Below are 20530 nucleotides of genomic sequence, written 5' to 3'. Positions count from 1 at the left end.
ATGCCTATAACTTAGGATTGATGCCGGAGCTTCTTCAGGTAAGCAGCTTTTGTCACGCGATTTATCCTATGATGAGACAACCCTTGCTTTAGGCCGTAAAATTTTGTTCGCCGACAGGGGACCGCCGACGTCACGGATTTGCCCATTCGGAACAGCACTGGTCGACCATGGTATAGGTGTCGGAACGATTCACAGACCGACTTCGTTATGGATTCGAACCACAGCGGGATCATTCGGCGCGCAGCCATCTCCCGCGGGGCGAAACCAATCCCACCGTCGTCACAGCCCAGGGCTTGACCATGCTTCTCTGGACGATCCCCATGCAGGCATCGATGTACTGCATGCTTTCCTGGATGCGCGCCTGCAACAGAGGCGCCGCCCTGGCCCATTCCTTCACCGGGCTGCATGCCCTCGCCCCGCCCCGGCCGGCGGCGGACGTGCTGCCCTTCCCGGTGCGCCGCGCGGCGCGCGGCGGCGGTTTCGGCGGTCCCGCCATCGTCATCCCGCTCGGCCGCCGCTGATCCAACGCTGATCCGCCGCCGCTGCCTCCACTCATCGACCGCTCACGCAATCGTGTAGAGAGCGTGATTTGCCCGCGGCCAGCCGCAGACCTATGGTTATTGGCAGAAATGGTCCGTTCGGGAGAGGTCGATGTTGTTCAAATTCCCCGCCGCCTCGCAGGCCCGCGAGGACGAGGTGACTCCGCGGGATCTGTATCTCGGCCGCCGCAGCCTGATGGCCGGCGGTGCCGCCGCGATGGCGCTGGGCAGCCTGCCGGTGTGGAGCGGCAACGCGTTTGCGGCGTCCTTCCAGGTGCCGACCACGATCAAGCCCGCCGATCCCAAGTTCGACCCCGTCACGCCGATGAAATCGGCCACGACCTACAACAATTTCTATGAGTTCGGCACCGCCAAGGACGATCCCGCCGACAATGCCGGCACGTTGAAGACGCGCCCATGGGAAATCGCCGTCGGCGGCGAGGTCGCCAAACCGATGACCATCGGTATCGAAGACCTGCTGAAATTCCCGATGGAGGAGCGCGTCTACCGCCTGCGCTGCGTCGAAGGCTGGTCGATGGTGATCCCCTGGGTCGGCTTCTCCCTGGCCGAACTGCTGAAGCGGGTGGAGCCGACCGGCAACGCCAAATACGTCGCCTTCCAGACCCTGAACGACCCCAAGCAGATGCCGGGCCTGCGCTCCTGGGTGCTGGACTGGCCCTACACCGAAGGGCTGCGGCTGGACGAGGCGATGCACCCGCTCACCCTGCTCGCCGTCGGCATGTATGGCGAGGTGCTGCCCAACCAGAACGGCGCGCCGATCCGGCTGGTGGTGCCGTGGAAATACGGCTTCAAGTCGATCAAGTCGATCGTCAGCATCACGCTGGTGAAGGACCAGCCGCCGACCGCCTGGAACAAGTCGCAACCGCGCGAATACGGCTTCTATTCCAACGTCAACCCCGAGGTCGACCATCCGCGCTGGAGCCAGGCGACCGAGCGGCGCGTCGGCGAATTCTCCCGCCGCAAGACCCTGCCGTTCAACGGATATGGCGAGGAGGTCGCATCGCTCTATGCCGGGATGGACCTGAAGGCGAACTACTGACCATGGCAGACCCTGCACCAGCCGCCGCCGGCGTCGATCTGCGCGCCGCCGCGAACGCCGCGCTCGCGTCCCGTTGGGCCAAGCCCGTCGTCTTCCTTCTCTGCCTCGTCCCGCTGGTCTGGACCGTCCGGCTCGCCTACACCGGCGAGCTGGGGGCGGAACCGGTGCTGGAAAGCGTAAAGGCCAGCGGCTTGTGGGCCTTGCGCTTCCTGCTGATCGCGCTGGCGCTGACGCCGCTGCGCATGCTGACGGGGGTGGCGGGGCTGGCGCGCTTCCGGCGGATGCTGGGACTGTTCGCCTTCTTCTACGCCACCATCCACCTGTCCACCTATGTGGGGCTTGACCAGTTCTTCGACTGGGGGGCGATCTGGAAGGACATCGTCAAGCGGCCCTACATCACGGTCGGGATGGGTGCCTTCCTGATCCTGGCGGCGCTGGCCGCGACCTCCACCGACGGCATGGTGAAGCGGCTGGGCGGCAAGCGCTGGCGCGCCCTGCACAAGGGCGTGTTCATTGCCGGGCTGGCCGCCTGCCTGCACTTCATCATGCTGGTGAAGGGCTGGCAGACGGCGCCGCTGGTCTATGCCCTGATCTGCATCGGGCTGCTGGCCTTCCGCCGCTGGCCGATCCGCCTGGGCCGCCGGAAGGAAGCGCGGGGCGGGACCGGCCCGGTCAGAACACGGCCCGCAGCATCCCCACGGTCCGCCGAAGCGCCAGGACCGCGCTTTCCGGATGGAAGCTTCCCCGCTCGTCGCAGTTGAAGCCATGGCCGGCCGGATAGACATGCACCGGCAGCCACGGATAACGCGAGCGCACGCCCTCCGCCACCGACAGCGGGATGGCGTGGTCCTGTTCGCCGAAATGCAGCAGGGTCGGCACCCGCGGCGCGTTGTCCAGCGTCTTGCCGATGTCGCCGCCGTAATAGCCGATGGCGGCGCGCAACGGCAGGACCGCCGCCCCAGCCCAGGCGATGCTGCCGCCCCAGCAATAGCCGACGATGGCCGCGGCCCCGTCACCGCCCAGATGGTCCAGCGCCGCCGCGACGTCCTGTAGCGCGTCCGCCGTCGGCACCGCCCCCTTCAGCGCGATGCCCCGCTGGATGCCGGCCTCGTCATAGGCCAGTTCCACCCCGCGCTCGGCACGGTCGAACAGGTCCGGCGCCACGGTGGTGAAGCCCTGCTGGGCGAAGCCGTCGCACACGCTGCGGATATGGCGGTTGATGCCGAAGATCTCCGGCGCCACGATCAGGCGCCCGATTTCCTCGCCCTTGGCCGGGGCCCGATAAGCGCGAAGCCGATGGCCGTCCGCGGCCTGGAGTTCGATCCAGCCCGCCGTTGCGTCATTCATGTCCCGAACCCTTCGTCTTGCGAGACCGTCGATGCGGTCATTGCCGCCAATCATAAGAGGATCGGCTTGAGGAGCAACTGGCGACAGGGCAGCGCCTAAATCCGCATGTCATACAGCCCCTACCCTCGGTATTATTGCCTCGTTCTCTTACGGATTGCCTCTGAAGATGGAGGCCTCCCGACGACAGGATGGACTGGGGAGGCGACGTCGGAGATTGCGTCGTCCCCTTCAGGGTCGGCCGGCTGACCCAGCAGTTTCGCCAATTGCAGGAACTGAGCCGACAGCGGACTCGTCTTACGCCAGATCATGCCGATGGTCCGCGAGGGCTGCGGATCCTTGAAACGGACGACGGACACCGAGCCGAAGCCGGTTTCCAAATCCACCGCCATTTCCGGGACCAGCGTCACGCCCATTCCGGCCCTGACCATCTGGACCAGCGTGGAGAAGGAATTCGCCTCCAGCGTCTTGCGTGGCGAGGGGGACGGCATGTTGCAGTAGGAGAGGGCCTGGTTGCGGAAGCAATGCCCCTCCTCCAGCAGAAGCAGCCGCATTTCGCGCAGCATTTCCCCACTGGGCGCCGGCTTTCCCGCATCCTCGGCCGACCGGACCAGCAGGAAATTCTCGGTGAACAGAACCGCCTCGCTCAAGGACGGCTCGAACACCGGCAGCGCGGTGATCGCGGTGTCGAGCCGCCCCTCCGCCAGTTCCGCGATCAGCTTCGACGTCAGCGCCTCGCGCAGCTCGATCTCCACATGAGGGTGCTCCCGCGTGATGATCTTGATCACGTCCGGCAGCAGGTAAGGCGCGATCGTGGGGATCATGCCGATCCGCAGCCGGCCGCTGATCCGGTTTCGGGACAGCTGCGCGAGTTCCCCAAGCTGATCGACCGAACGCAGGATGTCGCGGACCCGCAGGGACGCCTCCTGTCCGAAGGCGGTGAGCCGCACGCTCCGGCTGCCCCGTTCGACGAGCGCGCCCCCTAGAGCTACCTCCAACTCCTTGATCTGCATCGACAGGGCGGGCTGTGAAACGGCACAGGCGGCTGCCGCACGTCCGAAATGGGCGTGCTGCGCCAATGAGTCGAAATAGCGGAGCTGCCGGAGAGTCACCGAACCGGGGATCATAAGATCACCTTATCGCTGCAATCAACAAAGACCATTTTACCTAATTGTTGGTCAGACATACAGTTTTCTATTCAAGCAAACTTGCCGCTACGTGAACCTATAAGCGTCACAGGAGGAACCGATGGACGCGAGGACCGACGAAAGCGCAGGCAAATGTCCATTCACCGGAGGCGGGGAAGGGGGAGGCGGTCGCAGCCGCAGGAATCGCGACTGGTGGCCGAACGCCCTCGATCTCGAGATGCTTCACCGCAATTCGCCGCTGTCCGACCCGATGGGCAGGGATTTCGACTATGCCAAGGAATTCCAGTCCCTTGATCTCGATGCGGTGATCAAGGATCTGCATGCACTGATGACGAACTCCCAGGAATGGTGGCCTGCGGATTTCGGCCATTACGGCGGGTTGATGATCCGCATGGCGTGGCACAGCGCCGGCACCTACCGCATCACCGACGGTCGCGGCGGCGCCGGCACCGGCCAGCAGCGCTTCGCGCCGCTCAACTCCTGGCCGGACAACGCCAATCTCGACAAGGCGCGCCGTCTGCTCTGGCCGATCAAGCAGAAATACGGGCGCAAGCTGTCCTGGGCCGACCTGATGGTTCTCGCCGGCAACGTCGCCCTGGAATCGATGGGCTTCAAGACCTTCGGCTTCGCCGGCGGCCGTGTCGATGCATGGGAGCCCGAGGAACTGTTCTGGGGGCCGGAAGGAACCTGGCTCGGCGACGAGCGCTACAGCGGCGAACGCCAACTCGCCGACCCGCTGGGCGCGGTGCAGATGGGGCTCATCTACGTCAATCCGGAGGGGCCGAACGGAAACCCCGATCCGCTGGCGGCGGCCAAGGACATCCGCGAGACCTTCTACCGCATGGCGATGAACGACGAGGAGACCGTCGCGCTGATCGCCGGCGGCCACACCTTCGGCAAGACGCACGGCGCGGGAGATCCCTCCTTCATGGGGCCGGAACCGGAAGCCGGAGCGCTGGAGGACCAGGGCCTGGGCTGGAAATCCAAGCACGGCACGGGGTATGGCGCCGACGCCATCACCGGCGGACCGGAAGTGATCTGGTCCCAGACGCCGACGAAATGGAGCAACCACTTCTTCGACAACCTGTTCAAATACGAATGGGAACTGACCAAGAGCCCGGCCGGTGCGTGGCAATGGCAGGCGAAGGATGCGGAGCCGTCGATCCCGGGCCCCTGCCCCGATTCGGAAATGCGCCTGCCCACCATGCTGACGACCGACCTGTCGCTGCGCTTCGACCCGATCTACGAAAAGATCTCCCGGCGGTTCTACGAGAATCCGGACCAGTTCGCCGACGCCTTCGCCCGCGCCTGGTTCAAGCTGACCCATCGCGACATGGGGCCGGTGGCGCGCTATCTCGGACCGCTCGTTCCGAAGGAGACGCTGATCTGGCAGGATCCGATCCCGCCGCTCGATCATCCCCTGGTCGATGATGCGGATGTCGCGGCGCTCAAGTCGCGCATCCTCGCTTCCGGCCTTTCGGTTTCGCAGCTTGTCTCGGCGGCCTGGGCATCGGCCTCCACCTTCCGCGGCTCCGACAAGCGCGGCGGTGCCAACGGTGCGCGCATCCGCCTCGCCCCGCAGAAGGATTGGGAGGTGAACGAGCCGGCGCAGCTTCAGACCGTGCTGCAGAAGCTGGAAGCAATCCAGGCCGACTTCAACGCATCGGCCGGCGGCGGCAAGAAGATATCCCTCGCCGACCTGATCGTCCTTGCCGGCGGTGCGGCGATCGAAAAGGCGGCGCAGGATGCCGGCCTGACCCTGCAGGTTCCGTTCACGCCGGGGCGCATGGATGCCTCGCAGGACCAGACCGATGTGGACTCCTTCGCGGCGCTCGAACCGCGCGCCGACGGCTTCCGCAACTATATCAACAGCAGGAAGCGGCAGTTCATGATCCCGGAGGAGGCCCTGGTGGACCGGGCGGCGCTGCTGCGGCTGACCGGGCCGGAGATGACCGTCCTGGTCGGCGGCCTGCGCGTGCTCGGCGCCAATTCCAACGGCTCCAAGCATGGTGTCCTGACCGAGCGGCCGGAGAAGCTGACGAACGACTTCTTCGTCAACCTGCTCGACATGGCCACGGAATGGCAGCCGCCGAACGCCGAGGGCATCTATGAAGGGCTGGACCGCAAGACCAAGGAGAGCAGATGGACGGCCACCCGCATCGACCTGATCTTCGGGTCGCATTCACAGCTGCGGGCCTTCGCGGAAGTCTATGCGTGCAGCGATGCCCACGAGAAATTCGCCAAGGACTTCGTTGCCGCCTGGACGAAGGTCATGAACGCCGACCGCTACGATCTCGCCCAGCCTAAACACTGATCCTAAAAACTGAGGACGACAATCTTGGAGGGACGCGGCCCGCCGCCGAATGGCGGGCCGTTCCCCCGAACATCCGGCCAACGTGAACTTTGGAGGACATGCCCACAGCCGGAACCCATAAAGGAAAAGGGAGGTCCGATCATGAACGAGCGTGAAATACAGACCGATCGTGACTGGCTGACGTTCATCGAAAAGGATATCGATGTTCTCGATCAGCAAATCTACCACGCGACCTGGACTATCAATCAGTCGCAGACGGCCCTTGAACGACTATCCGCCGCCCGAGACTCTCTCCTCGCCCAGGCGCAGGAGATTCTGGACCGTCTCGACGGGAAGCCAAGCGCCTAGACCCAAGCGCCCAGACTTAAGCGCCAATACCCAGCCGCCTGAACACCGTTCCTCCGCTCCCGCCGGCTGGCGCCCCCGGGAGCGGAGGCGCCGTTCACTTGCCGACGTCGATTTGTCGATGTCAAACTGTCGATGTCAATTTCTCGACATCAACTCGGCGATGTCACGCCGCGTTCCCATCGGCTTTCGCGTAGCCGGTGGCCGGAATCTCGGTCTTCGGCGACACGAAGCGCAGAAGCAGCGCACCGACGGTCGCGGACACCAGAGAACCCGCGAAGACACCGACCTTAACCGCATCGCCGAGTTCGGGCGAGGTCGGGAAGGCCAAGGCCCCGATGAACAGACTCATGGTGAAGCCGATGCCGCACAGCAGGGCAACGCCGTAGAGCTGCACCGTGTTCGCCCCCGCCGGCATTTCGGCGAAGCCCAGGCGGATGGTGAGCCAGGCGGTTCCGAACACGCCGACCATCTTCCCGAGGAACAGGCCGAGCGCGATGCCCAACGGGACAGAGCCCGTCAGAATCGACGCGTCCATTCCGGCGAAGGACACGCCGGCATTGGCGAAGCCGAAGACGGGGACGATCAGGTAGGCCACCCAGCCGTGGATGCCGTGCTCCAACCGGTGCAGCGGGGAATGCATGTCGTCCGGCTGGCCCGGCGCGTGGCGGCGAAGCGGAATCGTCAGCGCGAGGGTGACGCCGGCCAGCGTCGCATGGACGCCCGACAGGAGAACCGCACCCCACAGACCGGCGCCGAGAATGAGGTAGGGCCAGAGCTTCTGGACGCCAAAGCGGTTCAAGGCGATCAGCGCCGCCAGAATGAGCGCCGCCGCACCCAGGGCCGGCATCGACAGGTCGGCGGTATAGAACAGGGCGATGATGATGACGGCGCCGAGATCGTCGATGATCGCCAGGGCCGTCAGGAAGATCTTGAGGGATGTCGGCACGCGCGGCCCGAGCAGCGACAGGACGCCCAGGGCGAAGGCGATGTCCGTCGCCGCCGGAATGGCCCAGCCGCGGATCGTCTCCGGATTGCTGCTGTTGAAGGCCACATAGATGAGCGCGGGCACCAGCATGCCGCCGGCCGCCGCCACGCCCGGCAGAATCCGGCGCGACCATGTGGAGAGCTGCCCATCCAGCATCTCCCGCTTGATCTCCAGCCCGACCAGCAGGAAGAACACCGCCATCAGCCCGTCATTGACCCAGTGCCCGATGCTCAGCCCCAGCACATAGGTGTGCAGCGTGCCGAAATAGGCCTCCGACAGGGGAGAGTTCGCAACGATCAGGGCAAGCGCCGCGGCAACCATCAGGAGAATGCCACCCGACGCTTCGCTTTCCATGAATTCCCTGAAAATGGAAATTGGGCGCCGAAGTGAGGGTTGCGTCTTTTCCACCATGGAATTCTGTCCTTATTCGATTTCCGTCAAAGCGGTTCCATACCCGCCATTTTTGCCGCAGGCGACATTGCCCGGTCTATATGGGGATTTACGGACCGGAAAGCAGGGTGTGACGCCCTGGAGAAATCTCCTCCGGGGCGCCACACTCCGCGTTCCGTGACGAGCCTGAGATCAGCCCAGGAACTGGTAGTAGAGGACGTAGAGAGTCAGCAGGACCAGGCTGCCGGTGCCGGCCCACGCCCAGGCGAACTGGAACTTGGTCGGCAGAAGCTCACGCTCGAAGTCCGAGGTGAAGTTGTCCTTGACCGCCTTGATGGTCAGCCAGAACAGGACCGGCGAGAAGACCAGCGCCATCACCGAGGCGACCTGCACCACGAAGATCGGTTCCGGCAGGCCGAAGACCACGGCGATGCCCGCCACCAGCCACAGCACCTGCATGCCGCGGTACAGGAGCTTGCGCATGCGCGGGTTGTCCCAGTCCTTCTTCAGACGCACGACGCATTCTTCGAAGATCCGGGCCTGACCGTCGAAGTAGGTGAAGACGGTGGAGAACAGCGCGGCCACGCCGCCGGCGATGATGACCGGGAAGATCCAGGCGCCGAAGGTGTCGGTGTAGATGCGCGCGATGGTCGTGCCCATCTCGCTGCCCTTGGGCACCAGCCCCATCGGGTTCAGCACCGCAGCGCCGACGATCAGGAAAATCATGCCCGACAGCATCGAGATGATGTAGCTGATGTTCATGTCGCGCTTGAAGAGGATCAGGCTCTTCTTCATGTAATCCGGATCCATGTGCACGGTGTGCCCCTGTGCCCGCATTTCGTTGACCTTGACCATGCCGGCCTTCTTGTCGACCGCCCAGTTCGACTGCATGGGCGCGACTTCCAGCGTGGTCGGGAAGTAGCCGAACATGGCGCCGAACAGCAGCATGGCACCGACCGGCGGCAGCGTCGGCAGCAGGCGCGACAGGTATTCGGCCGGCGGCGGCGCCTGCAGCGCGAACGCCACGAAGCAGGACACGGCGAAGATGATGATCAGCAGCTTACAGATGCCCTCGACCGCCGAGTAGCTGCCCAGCCACAGGATGACGACGGTGCCGACGAGGATGGTGACGGCCCACGCCTCCATCGGCATGAAGGGGAAGGCGGCCCACATCAGGGCGGCGCAGCCCAGCGCGCGGCCGGCGATGCCGACGGTGTTGGCGAGGCCCTGGAAGATCATGAACCACAGCGGCCAGGTGCCGACGCGGTGGTAGGCGTTGATGATGGTCTCGCCCTTCACCATCGTGTAGCGGTGGGCGAACTCGAAGGCACAGTACTTGATGATGTAGGCGGCCAGGATCACCCAGAGGAGATCGTAGCCGAAGCGGGCGCCGGCGGTCGGCGCGTGCATGATGTGGCTGGCGCCGATGCCGGTCATCGCCGCGGCGATGCCAGGCCCCATCGCCTTCCAGGTGTCCATGAATCCGGTGCCCGGCGCTTCCAGCCGGATTTCCTTCTTGGCGACCCCGCTGTCGGCGGCGCCAAACGCCCCATCGGCGGCGATCGCCGCGTTGTTTGTCGAGCTGATACTCAATTCCTGTCCCTCCCTGCAATGAGCGTTGAACCGGTCGCGGCCCATTGGCTCAGTTCCGCATGGATCCTTCCGGACCCCTGTTCGGGAGCAGCGGCAAACCGTTCCGCTGCGAACATGTTTGGTATGCCAAATATCAGATACACGTAGGGAAAAAATCTCCGCCCTCATTCGGGCTTTTTCACGAACAAAAAAATGTTCCGGATGCAGGGATTAAAATCGAGCTTTGTGCGTACGGCAGTACAGCAGCAGCTACTCTGAAGATGCCGCAGATCAAAGATTCAGGTGTTGCCAAACCAAATAATATCTCCTATATAAAACGCGACTTGGCGTGTTTGAGCCACATGCCATTGTCCCTCCCAGAAGGCTGTCCCGACAGGGGGCGGGGCAGCCTTCATTTCCCGTTTTGAATTATATTTTATATGTTCATCCTGCACACTTGCAGGAACGCACAGATCGCCAACGGCATCTCGGAGGAAGCCATGCTTCCTCTTCGAGTTGCCGTTTCTTGGCGTGCGAATGCTCCAGTTATTCGGGAGTGTTCCTCAGGCCGCTGACCGGCCTGGACGCTACTCTTATCTCTCCGGCCGGCAGCGAGTCAGCCATATCGCCGGCCATGCTGCCGGCCATGACGCCCTGCCCTTTCAAGCCGGATAAGCATCCCGCCCCATCATCGGCGGCTTTCGCAATACGTGCACAAAGCGGCCGCATGCAGCGGGACCGGGTGGTCCTTCGTATTTAGCCCCCGGCATCCCGGCTGTCAGCAGCTCGACGGGATGTTTCCCGGCTATTGTCCCATTTTTTTCATATTGTGAAAAGAATCGATCGGTTCGGGACTAAAAACGTGTATACTTTCGGCCAGGGTTGATGTAGGGGCGCGCCAAAATGCGCGCTCGCCTGTTTGCCAGGCATGTTCAGCCTTGGGATCGGGGCAGCGGGATCGGGTCCGCGGCGCTCCGAACCGAACGTACAGGGAATGCCATGTTGCTGGAGCCGATCGCACTCGCCGTTGCGCTTTGTCTCGCCACCGCCGCCGCGACCGTCACCGCTTCCGCCATGACGTCGGTTTGGCAACGCTTCCGCGCGCCGGACACCTTCGCGGGTTCCGTGCGGACCTTGCGCCGCCCAGCCAACCTGAACCGTCCGCCCAGGCGCGCCAGCCGCCTGTTCATGACCGTCTACCAGACGAAGGACTGAGCCGGAGTGCCTTCAGGCAGGCGACTGCCGGACGAAGAACTGGGCCAGGGTGCCCTCAGATAGGTGTCTTCAGGCAAGGGAACTGCCCGGAATCGAGAATGGGCCGCGACAAGGTCACGGCCCATTCTTTTACGCTCTTCAAGGGAACGCCTCGCCGGGTAAGCAACACGGCCCGAAATGCGAGGCGGACTTCGCCGCGCTGCGGCCTCGCCCACGCGCTGGCCGCCTTACAGGGGGCCGTACAGGCGGGACTTGTCGCACCAAGCATTCATGAAAGACTTAAAGGCCTGGACGAAGGACGCGAAGCTCTTCTTCGAGTGAAAGTCCGAAAGGGTCGCGTAGGTCATGATTGCCTCCATGGGTTAACGAAGAACAAGATACACTGGCATACCAAATGCCAGAAGCGCATTCCGCGCAACCCACCGGTTGTATAAACACATGACTACTTGAATTGCCTGCTGATTGTTTGACTCATGAACATTTTTTATTGCTGACGATCTTCCTCGACCTTAGAAGTCCGTATTCGGATGCGGTCAGTTGTAGAGGACGAACAGCAGCACCCCGCCCAGCACCAGCCGGTAGATGACGAACGGCGTCAGGCTGGCACGGCGAACCCAAGCCATCAGCCCGCCGATCGTTAGAAAAGCCGCGACGAAGGCCAGTCCGGCCGCGATCAGCGCGTCCCACCCCAACGTTTCACCCTCGCCCGCCAGCAACACCTGAACCGTCGCAAGCCCTCCCGCGGCGAGAATGGTCGGAATCGACAGCAACATGGAGAAGCGGGCCGCGCTTTCCCGGTCATAGCCGAGCATGCGCGCGGCCGTCATGGTGATGCCGGAGCGACTGGTGCCGGGGATGAGCGCGAAGGCCTGCGCGATGCCGATGATCGCGGCATGTCCCGGACTCATGTCGGCGACAGTGCGCGCCTGGCTTCCGCGTGCGTCGGCAATGTACAGAAGAATGCCGAATCCGATGGTCGTCGCCGCGATGACTCCCACGCTGCGGAGATGATCCGCGATGAGGCCGTGAAGCAGGAAGCCGGCAAGGATCACCGGCAGCGTGCCGATGACCAGCAGCAGGCACAGACGACGCGCCTCCGTCGATTGGCCCCGCAACAGGTCCCAGCCGCCCTGGGTCATTGCCAGGCTGTCCTTCCAGAAATAGGCGATGACGGCACCCAGCGTTCCGACATGCAGCGCGATGTCGATGGTCTGGCCTTGATCGTCCCATCCCGTCAGTTGAGAGGCGAGAACCAAATGACCGGAGGAACTGACCGGCAAGAATTCGGTGATGCCCTGCACAAGAGCCAGGCCTATGAGGAATTCGATATCCACGCCTTTTTCTTTCTCCGAGAGGCGAAATGCCCAAGCCGAACTTATGCAGCCACGCCCGTGCAGTCCCGAACATCGAGGGAATGCCTCGGTCGGCTGCCAAGCTCCAGCTACCATCCCGAGAATGGGGGCCGTTCGGAATTTCCCGAATGAAAGATCTTTAATTTACTGAAATGGCAGGCATTTCCCGGCCGGACCCCTGGACCGGCCGCCGCGAAGGAAGCCCGCCGGGGCGGGCTCATGGGTGCTCCCGTCGGGAAAACCGGTCCTTGGGATCAGAGCCGGTCCTTCACTGCCCCGATCAGGAACTCCTTGTTGCCCTCCGGCCCGGTGATCGGGCTTTCGGTGATGTCCAGCACACGCCATCCCGGCCGCGCGTCCAGCCAGGCGCGGATGCGGTCGCAGACTTCCCTGTGCAGTTCCGGCTCGCGCACCACGCCGCCCTTGCCGACACGGCCCTTTCCGACCTCGAACTGCGGCTTGATCAGGGCGACCAGCCGGCCACCGGACACCACGAGGTCCAGCGCCGCCGGCAGCACGACTTCCAGACCGATGAAGCTGGCGTCGCACACGACGAGGTCGATCGGGTCGGGAATTTCCGCCGTGGTCAGGTGACGGGCGTTGGTCTTTTCCAGCACCACCACGCGCGGATCGTTGCGCAGCTTCCAGGCCAGTTGTCCGTGGCCGACATCGACGGCATAGACCTTGGCGGCGCCGCGGGTCAGCAGCACGTCGGTGAAGCCGCCGGTGGAGGCGCCGACATCGACCGCGGTCAGGCCGGCGGGATCGATGGCGAAGACGTCCAGCCCCTTCACCAGCTTCAACCCGCCTCGCGACACCCAGGGATGATCCTGCCCCTTGACCGCCAGCGGGGCTTCCGCCGCGATGAGGTCGCCGGCCTTGTCGATGCGCTTGGTGTCGGAATAGACGAGCCCGGCCAGGATCAGCGCCTGCGCCTTGGCCCGGCTTTCCGCCAGCCCGCGCTCCACCAGCGCCACATCCGCCCTTATCCGTGCCATGCCCTCAGCCCTTCGCTCATGCCCATGCTCATGCCGGCGCATTCCTGACGCGGAACGGCCGGAAGGGCAAGCCCCGGGGGGCGGATTCGTCAGGCGGCGGGGAAGTCGACGGTCACACGGGTGCCATAGGGGCTGCTGTCCGCGCTCAGCTTTCCGCGCAGTTGGCCCACGAAAGCGCGCACCACCTTCAGCCCCAGCGTCGCCGCACGGGTGATGTCCAGCCCGGAAGGCAGGCCGGTGCCGCGGTCGGCGATCTCCAGGCGAACGGCACCGCCGCCGGTGCGGCCGAACCGCACGTCGATGGTGCCGGGCGCCCCGGCCGGAAAAGCGTGGCGGGCGGCGTTGCCGACCAACTCGCTGACGATCAGGCTGAAGGGGATGATCGACTCCACCGGCATCTCCGTTTCCTCCGCGGCGACCTGGATGCGGTGGGCGCCGGGAAGCGTCGCCTCCAACTCCTGGCAGAGTTCGCGCAGATGCGGCGCCGCATCGATGGTGCCGCCGCGCAATGCGCCATGGGTGCGCTGGTGGGCCTGGGTGACGATGCCGACACGGCTGCCGGCGCTTTGAAGAGCGCGGCGGACTTCGGGATCCTTGCTGGACAGCGTCTGCAGGGTCAGCAGGCTGGAGACGAGCTGCAGCGTGTTCTTCAGCCGGTGGCTGACGTCGCGCAGGCGACGTTCATGCTCGGCGACCGCCTCCGGCGTCTCATCCGCGGTGACGATCAGGGCGCGGACGACACCGTTGAGGCCCAGAATCGGGGTGACGCGCAAATCCCAGAACCGTTCGCCGTCCTTCGCGCGGTCGCCCGCGGCGCGGCTGCGCTGCGGCCGGGCGCTGTTGCGCGCCTCCGCCAGCAGCATCGGCGACAGGGCGGGAAAGCTGTCCGTGATGATCGAGCCCGCAACCACCCCCAGCGCGCGGAAGGCGGCGTTGGCGTAGCAGCAGCAGTCGCCCTCCTCTTCCACCAGGGCGGTTGGAGTCGGCAGCTGGTCAAGCAGGCAACGCAGCAGCACCGGATCGTCGATGCCGGAACCGCTGGCTTCCGCCGTCCGCTCCGCGCCGGATTCCGTCCCGAATCCTGCGTTCCGGTACGCCGTGACTGCCATGAAGTGCGCCATCGCCCCTTATCCCGTAGCCGTCCCGTATGCTGCCGACGCCTCCACCGTGACCGGGGAGCTACCATTTCAGCCTGGGAAGTGTAAGGCGTCGCTCGCGCTCGGCACCAGTCCACCAACCCGAAACTTCCCTAGACAAATGGCATTACGACATTTGGTTGGTTTCGGATCTATCCGCGGTCAGGCCCGTGCCGCGGCATTTTCGATGCCCAGCGCCTGCAACGCCGTGCGGACGATGTGCTGGGCGGTCAAGCCGGCCGTCTCATACTGCTTGGCCGGTGCATCGTGGTCGAGATAGAGGTCGGGCAGAACCATCGGACGGATCTTCAACCCGCCGTCCAGCAGGCCCGAGGTCGCCAGGAACTGCAGCACGAAGCTGCCGAAGCCGCCGACCGATCCCTCCTCGATGGTGATCAGCACCTCGTGCTCGAGCGCGAGGCGGCGGACCAGATCCTCGTCCAGCGGCTTGGCGAAGCGGGCATCGGCAAGCGTGGTGGACAGGCCGCGCGCCGCCAGCTCCGCCGCCGCGCGCCGGGCCTCGCCCAGGCGGGTGCCGTAGCTGAGGATGGCGATCTTGGTGCCTTCCTGCAGGATGCGGCCCTTGCCGATCGGCAGGATGCTGCCGCGGTCGGGCAACTCCAGGCCGACACCCTCGCCGCGCGGATAGCGCAGGGCGGAGGCGCGGTCGTCGATGGCCGCCTGGGTCGCCACCATGTGCATCAGCTCCAGCTCGTCCGCCGCGGCCATCAGCACGATGTCGGGCAGGCAGCCGAGATAGGCGGTATCGAAGGATCCCGCATGGGTCGCCCCGTCCGCCCCCACCAGGCCGGCGCGGTCGAGCGCAAAGCGCACCGGAAGATGCTGCAGCACCACGTCATGGATGACCTGATCGTAGGCGCGCTGCAGGAAGGTGGAGTAGATGGCGCAGAAGGGCTTGAACCCCTCCGTCGCCATGCCGGCGGCGAAGGTCACGGCATGCTGTTCGGCGATGCCGACGTCGAAGCTGCGGTCGGGGAAGCGTTCCGCGAACATGTCCAGCCCGGTGCCGGACGGCATGGCGGCGGTGATGCCGACGATGGTCGGATCGGCCGCGGCCTCGGCGATCAGGCTCTGGGCGAAGACGCGGGTGTAGGTGGGGGCGTTTGACTTCGGCTTGGACTGGGCGCCGGTCACCACGTCGAACTTGGCGACGGCGTGCAGCTTGTCGGCCGATTCCTCCGCCGGGCCGTAGCCCTTGCCCTTCTTGGTGACCACGTGGATCAGCACCGGCTTGTCGTCGTCGGCGTCGCGGACGTTCTGCAGCACCGGCAGCAGATGGTCCAGGTTGTGGCCGTCGATCGGACCGATGTAGTAGAAGCCCAGCTCCTCGAACAGGGTGCCGCCGGTGACCATGCCGCGGGCGTATTCCTCCGCCCGGCGGGCGGCGTTGCGCAGCGGCCGCGGCAACTGGTCGGCGATCTCCTTGGCCAGATGGCGCAGGGACAGGTACGGCTTGGACGAGATCAGCCGCGACAGATAGGCGCTCATCGCGCCCACCGGCGGGGCGATGGACATGTCGTTGTCGTTGAGGATGACGATCAGCCGCGACTTGGTGGACGCCGCGTTGTTCATCGCCTCATACGCCATGCCGGCGCTCATCGAGCCGTCGCCGATCACGGCGATGACGTTGCGCTGCTCCCCCTTGATCTTGCTGGCGACGGCCATGCCGAGACCGGCGGAGATGGAGGTGGAGCTGTGGCCGGCGCCGAACGGGTCGTATTCGCTCTCCGACCGCTTGGTGAAGCCGCTCAAGCCGCCGCCCATGCGGAGCGTGCGTATGCGGTCGCGCCGCCCGGTCAGGATCTTGTGCGGATAGCACTGATGCCCGACGTCCCAGATCAGCCGGTCATGGGGCGTGTCGAAGACGTAATGGAGCGCCACGGTCAGCTCCACCACCCCAAGCCCGGCGCCGAGATGGCCGCCGGTCACCGATACGGCATCCACGGTCTCGGTGCGCAACTCGTCTGCGAACTGGCGGAGCTGCTCGGGCTTCAGGGCCCGCAGCTTGGCTGGCGTCGGACAAAGGTCGAGCAGCGGAGTCTTGGTGGCGGTCACGTCGTGATGGTCCTCAAGCTCTGGTCAGGCGCGGCGCGCGACGACGAAGTCGGCGACCGCCTTCAACATATCGGCACGCCCATCGAAAATGTCCAAGTGCTGCGATGCCTGATCGGCGAGCATTTCCGCCTGGGCACGGGCACGGTCGCGGCCGAGGATCGACACGAAGGTCGCCTTGCCGGCCTGGGCGTCGCGGCCGACGGTCTTTCCGGTCTCTTCCGCCGTGCCCTCCACGTCCAGCAGATCGTCGACGATCTGGAAGGCGAGGCCGAGGTCGTGGGCGTAGGCGCGGAGCGCCGTGCGCTGCGGCGGGTTCGCCTTGCCCAGGATGCCGCCGGCCTCGCAGGAGAAGGCGATCATCTCGCCCGTCTTCATGCGCTGCAGCCGGGTGGTGGTGCCGAGATCGAAGCTCTCATGCTCCGCGATCAGGTCCAGCATCTGGCCGCCGACCATGCCGTGCCCGCCGGACGCCTTGGCCAGCGCCGTCACCAGCTGGCAGCGGATGTTGGGGTCCTCGTGGGTCGCCGGATCGGCCAGCACCTCGAAGGCGAAGGTCAGCAGCCCGTCGCCGGCCAGGATGGCGGTCGCCTCGTCGAACTGGCGGTGGCAGGTCGGACGGCCGCGCCGCAGTTCGCCATCGTCCATCGCCGGCAGATCGTCGTGGATCAGCGAATAGCTGTGGACCATCTCGACGGCCGCGGCGACGCGGATGGCGCAGTCCCGGTTGACGCCGAAAAGGGCGGCCGACTGCATCACCAGGAAGGGGCGCAGCCGCTTGCCGCCGTTCAGGCAGCCATAGCGCATGGCGTCGAACACCCGCGCTTCGGGCAGGTCGGTGGTCGGCAGCAGCGCGTTGATCTTGACCTCGACCGCCTTGGCGATGTCGGCCAGCGCGGCTTTGAATTCGGTCTGGGAAATGGTCTGCACGTCAGTCGATCCGGGCGGGTTCGGTGCCGAGGGAGCCGTCGGCGCTCACGGTGATGCGGTCGATCTTGGCCTGCGCCTCGCGCAGCTTCATCTCGCAATGGCGCTTCAGCGCCGTGCCCCGCTCATAGGAGGAGATGGCGTCGTCGAGCTTGCCGCGCCCTTCCTCGAGCTGGCGGACGATCCGCTCCAGTTCGGCGAGCGCATCCTCGAAACTGAGGGCGGCGATGTCGGGCGGAATGGCGGTGCCGGAAACAGGGGGCGAAGACGTCGTGGAAGGGGGCATGTCGGGCAGAACCATCGATGGGACCTCAAGCCCGCGAAGGTATGCCCCGCCCACGTCCGGCGCAAGGCCCGAGGCACACCGCTACCCCGGCCATTGCGGCCTATGTGCGGCCTATGCGTTCGGGCGACCCCTCCTCCTTTCGGGAGAATGAAGCGCCCGCCCGATGGGAAGGCCGCCGCTCAGCAGTACATCAATTCGCGCACATGGGCGGCGCTGGCGGAGGCGAGGGCGCGCAGGTTGTAGCCTCCCTCCAGCACCGAGACGATGCGCGCGCCGCAATGCGTGCGGGCAAGCTCGCCCAGCTTGCGGGTGGCCCAGACGAAATCGTCGTCGATCAGGTGCAGTCCGGCCAACGGATCGCGCGAATGGGCATCGAAGCCGGCGGAGATGATCAGCAGGTCCGGCTTGAAATGGTCGATGGCCGGCAGGATGACGTGGGTCATCGCATGCCGGAACTCCGGCGACCCCGCCATGGCCGGCAGCGGCGCGTTGACACAATTGCCGTACTCGCCCTTTTCGCCCGCATCCCCCGTACCGGGATAGAGCGGCGACTGGTGGGTCGAGCAATAGAGCATGTCCGGGTCGTGCTGCAGGATGTCCTGCGTGCCGTTGCCGTGGTGGACGTCGAAATCCATCACCGCCACGCGTTGCAGCCCATGCGCGGCGCGGGCGTGATAGGCGCCGACCGCCGCGTTGTTGAACAGGCAGAAACCCATCGCCTTGTCACGCTCCGCATGGTGGCCGGGCGGACGCACGGCGCAGAAGGCGTTGCGCGACTGGCCGGTCGCCACCGCGTCGACCGCGGCGCAGACCGCGCCGGCCGCACGCAGCGCCGCCTCCCCCGATCCGGGCGAGACGACCGTGTCGGCATCGACCCCGGCATGCTCCACCTCGGGGATCAGCGACAACACGCGGTCGATATGCGACTGCGGGTGCGCGCGCAGGAGTTGTTCCACCGTGGCGCACGGCGCCTCCTGCCGTTCCAGCATATGGAACTCCTCCGTCTCCAGCGCGGCGAGCACGGCGCGCAGGCGGTCGGAGCATTCGGGATGACCGAGACCGGTGTCGTGCTCCAGGCACGCCGGGTGGGTGAACAGGGTGGTGAACATCGATTTTTTCGGTCGTTATCGTTGATTTTCGGGCGGCGCAGGCAGCGTTTCCGAAAACCATTCTTCCTGTATCGCTAATAAAAGTACAGGCTGATTCCAGGACGATTCGTCACAGCCCATTTTCTGGAAACGGGGCAATCCGTGACACGACAAGATGGCGTCGGCAACGATGGGGTAACGGCAACGATGCGCCGGTCACACCGCCCGATGGTCAGGCGGGTCAATGATCAGTCCGTCCGCCAATCACGCCGTCCGTTCGATGACGAAGCGGAGGATGCCGTCGTCCTCGCCGACCGACAGCAGGCGGTTGCCGGTCGCCTCGCAGAAGGCGGGGAAGTCCTTGCGGGCGCCGGGATCGGTCGCCTCCACGGTCAGGGTGTCGCCGACGGCGATGGCCCTGATCGCCTTGCGGGCGCGCAGGACGGGAAGCGGGCACTGCAAGCCCTTGGTATCCAAAGGATGGTCGGTCATGAACGGAATGCTATCCCACCTGGAAACCGGTGTCATCGGCCGATGATGGGCGCGCATCGTTGGATTCGGCAAACACAACCATCGGATGCGCCCCTCTTCCGTCTATTGTTCCGTTCTGCGAGAAAAAAGCGGTGATTAGCGGTAATGGCAACGCCCAAGTCGCGATGGTGACAATCGGTGTCTGCTTCGGAATGACGGAATTCCACAGGTGGACAATTCCCGCATGGTACGAATATACTACCATACATGCATTTTTCTTTGCCGGGCGGCGCAACGACAGCCCGGTTGCAAAACGAATCGGAACGGACAGGGCAACGGGAAAGCGATGAAAATCGAGGATTTGCAGGCAAACGCCCGCCGCGCGAGCGCCCTGCTGAAGGCGATGTGCAATGAGCGGCGCCTTCTCATCCTGTGCCACCTGAGCCAGGGCGAACGGTCGGTGGGCGAACTGGAGGATCTGGTCGGACTCAGCCAATCGGCGCTGTCGCAGCATCTGGCCCGGCTTCGCAACGACAATCTGGTCCGCACGCGCCGCAGCGCCCAGAACATCTACTACTCGCTGAACGGGCACGAGGCGCAGACGATCATGACGACGCTGCACGGCCTCTACTGCATCCCGGCGGAGAATGCGGCCGAGGGCCGCGGCGGCGGCTCCGCCAACGGCACTTCCAGCGAGTCCGCCAACGACCTTAGCAACGACTCTGCCAACGATCCCGGCAGCGACCGCTCCGACCTGCGCACCGCCATGGCCCGCTGAAACGCGCCATTCCATAAAGGGCGGCGCGCAAGCCTCAATCGCGCGCCAGCAGAGCCGCGGCCACCAGCGCCATCCATCCCAGCATGAAGCTCCACCCTCCGGCGGGGGCCGTCATCGGCACCGGCAACGGCCCGATCGTGGCCAGCGCATAGAGCGTGCCGCAGAACAGCAGGATTCCGGCACAGAACAGCCACCCCGCGGCCCGCAGGGCCAGTCGCCCGGCCGCGCCGCCGCCCAGCCGGCCGGCCAGCGCCACCAGCAGCACAAGCGCCAGCGCATGCGCCATCTGATACGTCCCGGCGGTGCGGAACCACTCCTGCGCCTGCGGTTGGCCCGCCAGCCCATGGCTGGCATAGGCGCCGGCGGCGACCGCGACGGCGCCGTTCAGCGCGGCGAAGGCGATCCAGATGCGGTCGATCACTCCCACGGACGTACTTCCCTTCCTTCCGATCACCACCGGCCCACGGGCGGTGCTATCCTGCCGCCTGTCTACACGCAGGGCGCCC

20 protein-coding genes are annotated in these 20530 nt (G+C 65.2%); 7 read left to right on the top strand and 13 right to left on the bottom strand.

Annotated features, from left to right (window positions below; translation table 11 throughout):
• The first annotated feature begins 299 nt into the window (after positions 1-299).
• From DM194_RS28250 to DM194_RS19270, 3 genes are all read left to right on the top strand, one after another.
• Positions 300-521: a hypothetical protein gene (locus DM194_RS28250; RefSeq protein WP_162630119.1), complete on the top strand. Its 222-nt coding sequence runs from the start codon at positions 300-302 to the stop codon at positions 519-521.
• 130 nt (positions 522-651) lie between these two features.
• The gene (gene msrP / locus DM194_RS19275; protein WP_111069161.1) at positions 652-1599 is read left to right on the top strand and encodes a protein-methionine-sulfoxide reductase catalytic subunit MsrP; all 948 of its coding nucleotides are present in this window, start codon (positions 652-654) and stop codon (positions 1597-1599) included.
• 2 nt (positions 1600-1601) lie between these two features.
• Entirely contained in the window at positions 1602-2360 is a 759-nt protein-coding gene (locus tag DM194_RS19270) for a protein-methionine-sulfoxide reductase heme-binding subunit MsrQ (RefSeq protein ID WP_111069160.1), read from the top strand.
• Here the strand turns inward: DM194_RS19270 and DM194_RS19265 are convergent.
• Together DM194_RS19265 and DM194_RS19260 are read right to left on the bottom strand one after the other, a co-directional pair.
• Positions 2272-2946, bottom strand: coding sequence for a dienelactone hydrolase family protein (locus DM194_RS19265; RefSeq protein ID WP_111069159.1), 675 nt, complete (start codon positions 2944-2946; stop codon positions 2272-2274). The two genes, DM194_RS19270 and DM194_RS19265, sit on opposite strands and share 89 nt — an antisense overlap.
• A 131-nt stretch (positions 2947-3077) precedes the next feature.
• A complete protein-coding gene (locus tag DM194_RS19260; protein ID WP_111069158.1) occupies positions 3078-4070 on the bottom strand; it encodes a hydrogen peroxide-inducible genes activator in 993 nt (330 codons plus the stop codon).
• A 121-nt stretch (positions 4071-4191) separates the two neighbouring features.
• Between DM194_RS19260 and katG the strand changes: the two genes are divergently transcribed.
• Together katG and DM194_RS19250 are read left to right on the top strand one after the other, a co-directional pair.
• Positions 4192-6405, top strand: coding sequence for a catalase/peroxidase HPI (gene katG / locus DM194_RS19255; protein ID WP_111069157.1), 2214 nt, complete (start codon positions 4192-4194; stop codon positions 6403-6405).
• A gap of 141 nt (positions 6406-6546) precedes the next feature.
• Positions 6547-6753, top strand: coding sequence for a hypothetical protein (locus DM194_RS19250; protein WP_111069156.1), 207 nt, complete (start codon positions 6547-6549; stop codon positions 6751-6753).
• Between the two features lie 163 nt (positions 6754-6916).
• On the opposite strand, the gene nhaA is transcribed toward DM194_RS19250, so the two are convergent.
• Both nhaA and DM194_RS19240 read right to left on the bottom strand, forming a co-directional pair.
• Positions 6917-8149, bottom strand: coding sequence for a Na+/H+ antiporter NhaA (nhaA, locus tag DM194_RS19245; protein ID WP_111069155.1), 1233 nt, complete (start codon positions 8147-8149; stop codon positions 6917-6919).
• A gap of 171 nt (positions 8150-8320) precedes the next feature.
• Entirely contained in the window at positions 8321-9721 is a 1401-nt protein-coding gene (locus DM194_RS19240) for an Nramp family divalent metal transporter (protein WP_246024471.1), read from the bottom strand.
• 978 nt (positions 9722-10699) lie between these two features.
• On the opposite strand from DM194_RS19240, the gene DM194_RS19235 reads away from it, so the two are divergent.
• Positions 10700-10915, top strand: coding sequence for a hypothetical protein (locus DM194_RS19235; protein ID WP_111069153.1), 216 nt, complete (start codon positions 10700-10702; stop codon positions 10913-10915).
• Between the two features lie 533 nt (positions 10916-11448).
• On the opposite strand, the gene DM194_RS19230 is transcribed toward DM194_RS19235, so the two are convergent.
• The 8 genes from DM194_RS19230 to DM194_RS19190 all read right to left on the bottom strand — a co-directional run bounded on the left by DM194_RS19230 (position 11449) and on the right by DM194_RS19190 (position 19267).
• Positions 11449-12249 (bottom strand): undecaprenyl-diphosphate phosphatase, encoded by an 801-nt coding sequence (locus DM194_RS19230; protein WP_111069152.1) that lies wholly within the window; start codon positions 12247-12249, stop codon positions 11449-11451.
• A gap of 272 nt (positions 12250-12521) precedes the next feature.
• Positions 12522-13265, bottom strand: a complete 744-nt coding sequence (locus tag DM194_RS19220; protein WP_111069150.1) for a TlyA family RNA methyltransferase — start codon at positions 13263-13265, stop codon at positions 12522-12524.
• Between the two features lie 89 nt (positions 13266-13354).
• A complete protein-coding gene (locus DM194_RS19215) occupies positions 13355-14374 on the bottom strand; it encodes a sensor histidine kinase (protein WP_246024470.1) in 1020 nt (339 codons plus the stop codon).
• A gap of 189 nt (positions 14375-14563) precedes the next feature.
• Positions 14564-16477 carry a 1-deoxy-D-xylulose-5-phosphate synthase gene (gene dxs, locus DM194_RS19210; RefSeq protein WP_111069148.1) on the bottom strand — a complete coding sequence of 638 codons (1914 nt, stop codon included), beginning with the start codon at positions 16475-16477 and terminating at the stop codon, positions 14564-14566.
• Between the two features lie 24 nt (positions 16478-16501).
• Positions 16502-17404 (bottom strand): polyprenyl synthetase family protein, encoded by a 903-nt coding sequence (locus tag DM194_RS19205; protein WP_111069147.1) that lies wholly within the window; start codon positions 17402-17404, stop codon positions 16502-16504.
• 1 nt (position 17405) lies between these two features.
• Positions 17406-17702 carry an exodeoxyribonuclease VII small subunit gene (locus tag DM194_RS19200; RefSeq protein ID WP_111069146.1) on the bottom strand — a complete coding sequence of 99 codons (297 nt, stop codon included), beginning with the start codon at positions 17700-17702 and terminating at the stop codon, positions 17406-17408.
• A 164-nt stretch (positions 17703-17866) separates the two neighbouring features.
• On the bottom strand, positions 17867-18796 hold the full coding sequence (locus tag DM194_RS19195) for a histone deacetylase family protein (protein WP_111069145.1): 930 nt from the start codon (positions 18794-18796) through the stop codon (positions 17867-17869).
• Between the two features lie 243 nt (positions 18797-19039).
• A complete protein-coding gene (locus DM194_RS19190) occupies positions 19040-19267 on the bottom strand; it encodes a sulfurtransferase TusA family protein (protein ID WP_111069144.1) in 228 nt (75 codons plus the stop codon).
• A gap of 325 nt (positions 19268-19592) precedes the next feature.
• On the opposite strand from DM194_RS19190, the gene DM194_RS19180 reads away from it, so the two are divergent.
• Entirely contained in the window at positions 19593-20024 is a 432-nt protein-coding gene (locus tag DM194_RS19180; protein WP_246024469.1) for an ArsR/SmtB family transcription factor, read from the top strand.
• Between the two features lie 34 nt (positions 20025-20058).
• Here the strand turns inward: DM194_RS19180 and DM194_RS19175 are convergent, their stop codons facing one another.
• On the bottom strand, positions 20059-20451 hold the full coding sequence (locus tag DM194_RS19175) for a DUF423 domain-containing protein (RefSeq protein ID WP_111069142.1): 393 nt from the start codon (positions 20449-20451) through the stop codon (positions 20059-20061).
• Between the last annotated feature and the right edge of the window lie 79 nt (positions 20452-20530).

It is taken from the genome of Azospirillum ramasamyi, assembly GCF_003233655.1.
Taxonomy (GTDB): Bacteria; Pseudomonadota; Alphaproteobacteria; order Azospirillales; family Azospirillaceae; genus Azospirillum; species Azospirillum ramasamyi.
Note: the sequence above shows the minus strand (reverse complement) of the source record. Positions and strands in the feature narration are given on the sequence as shown.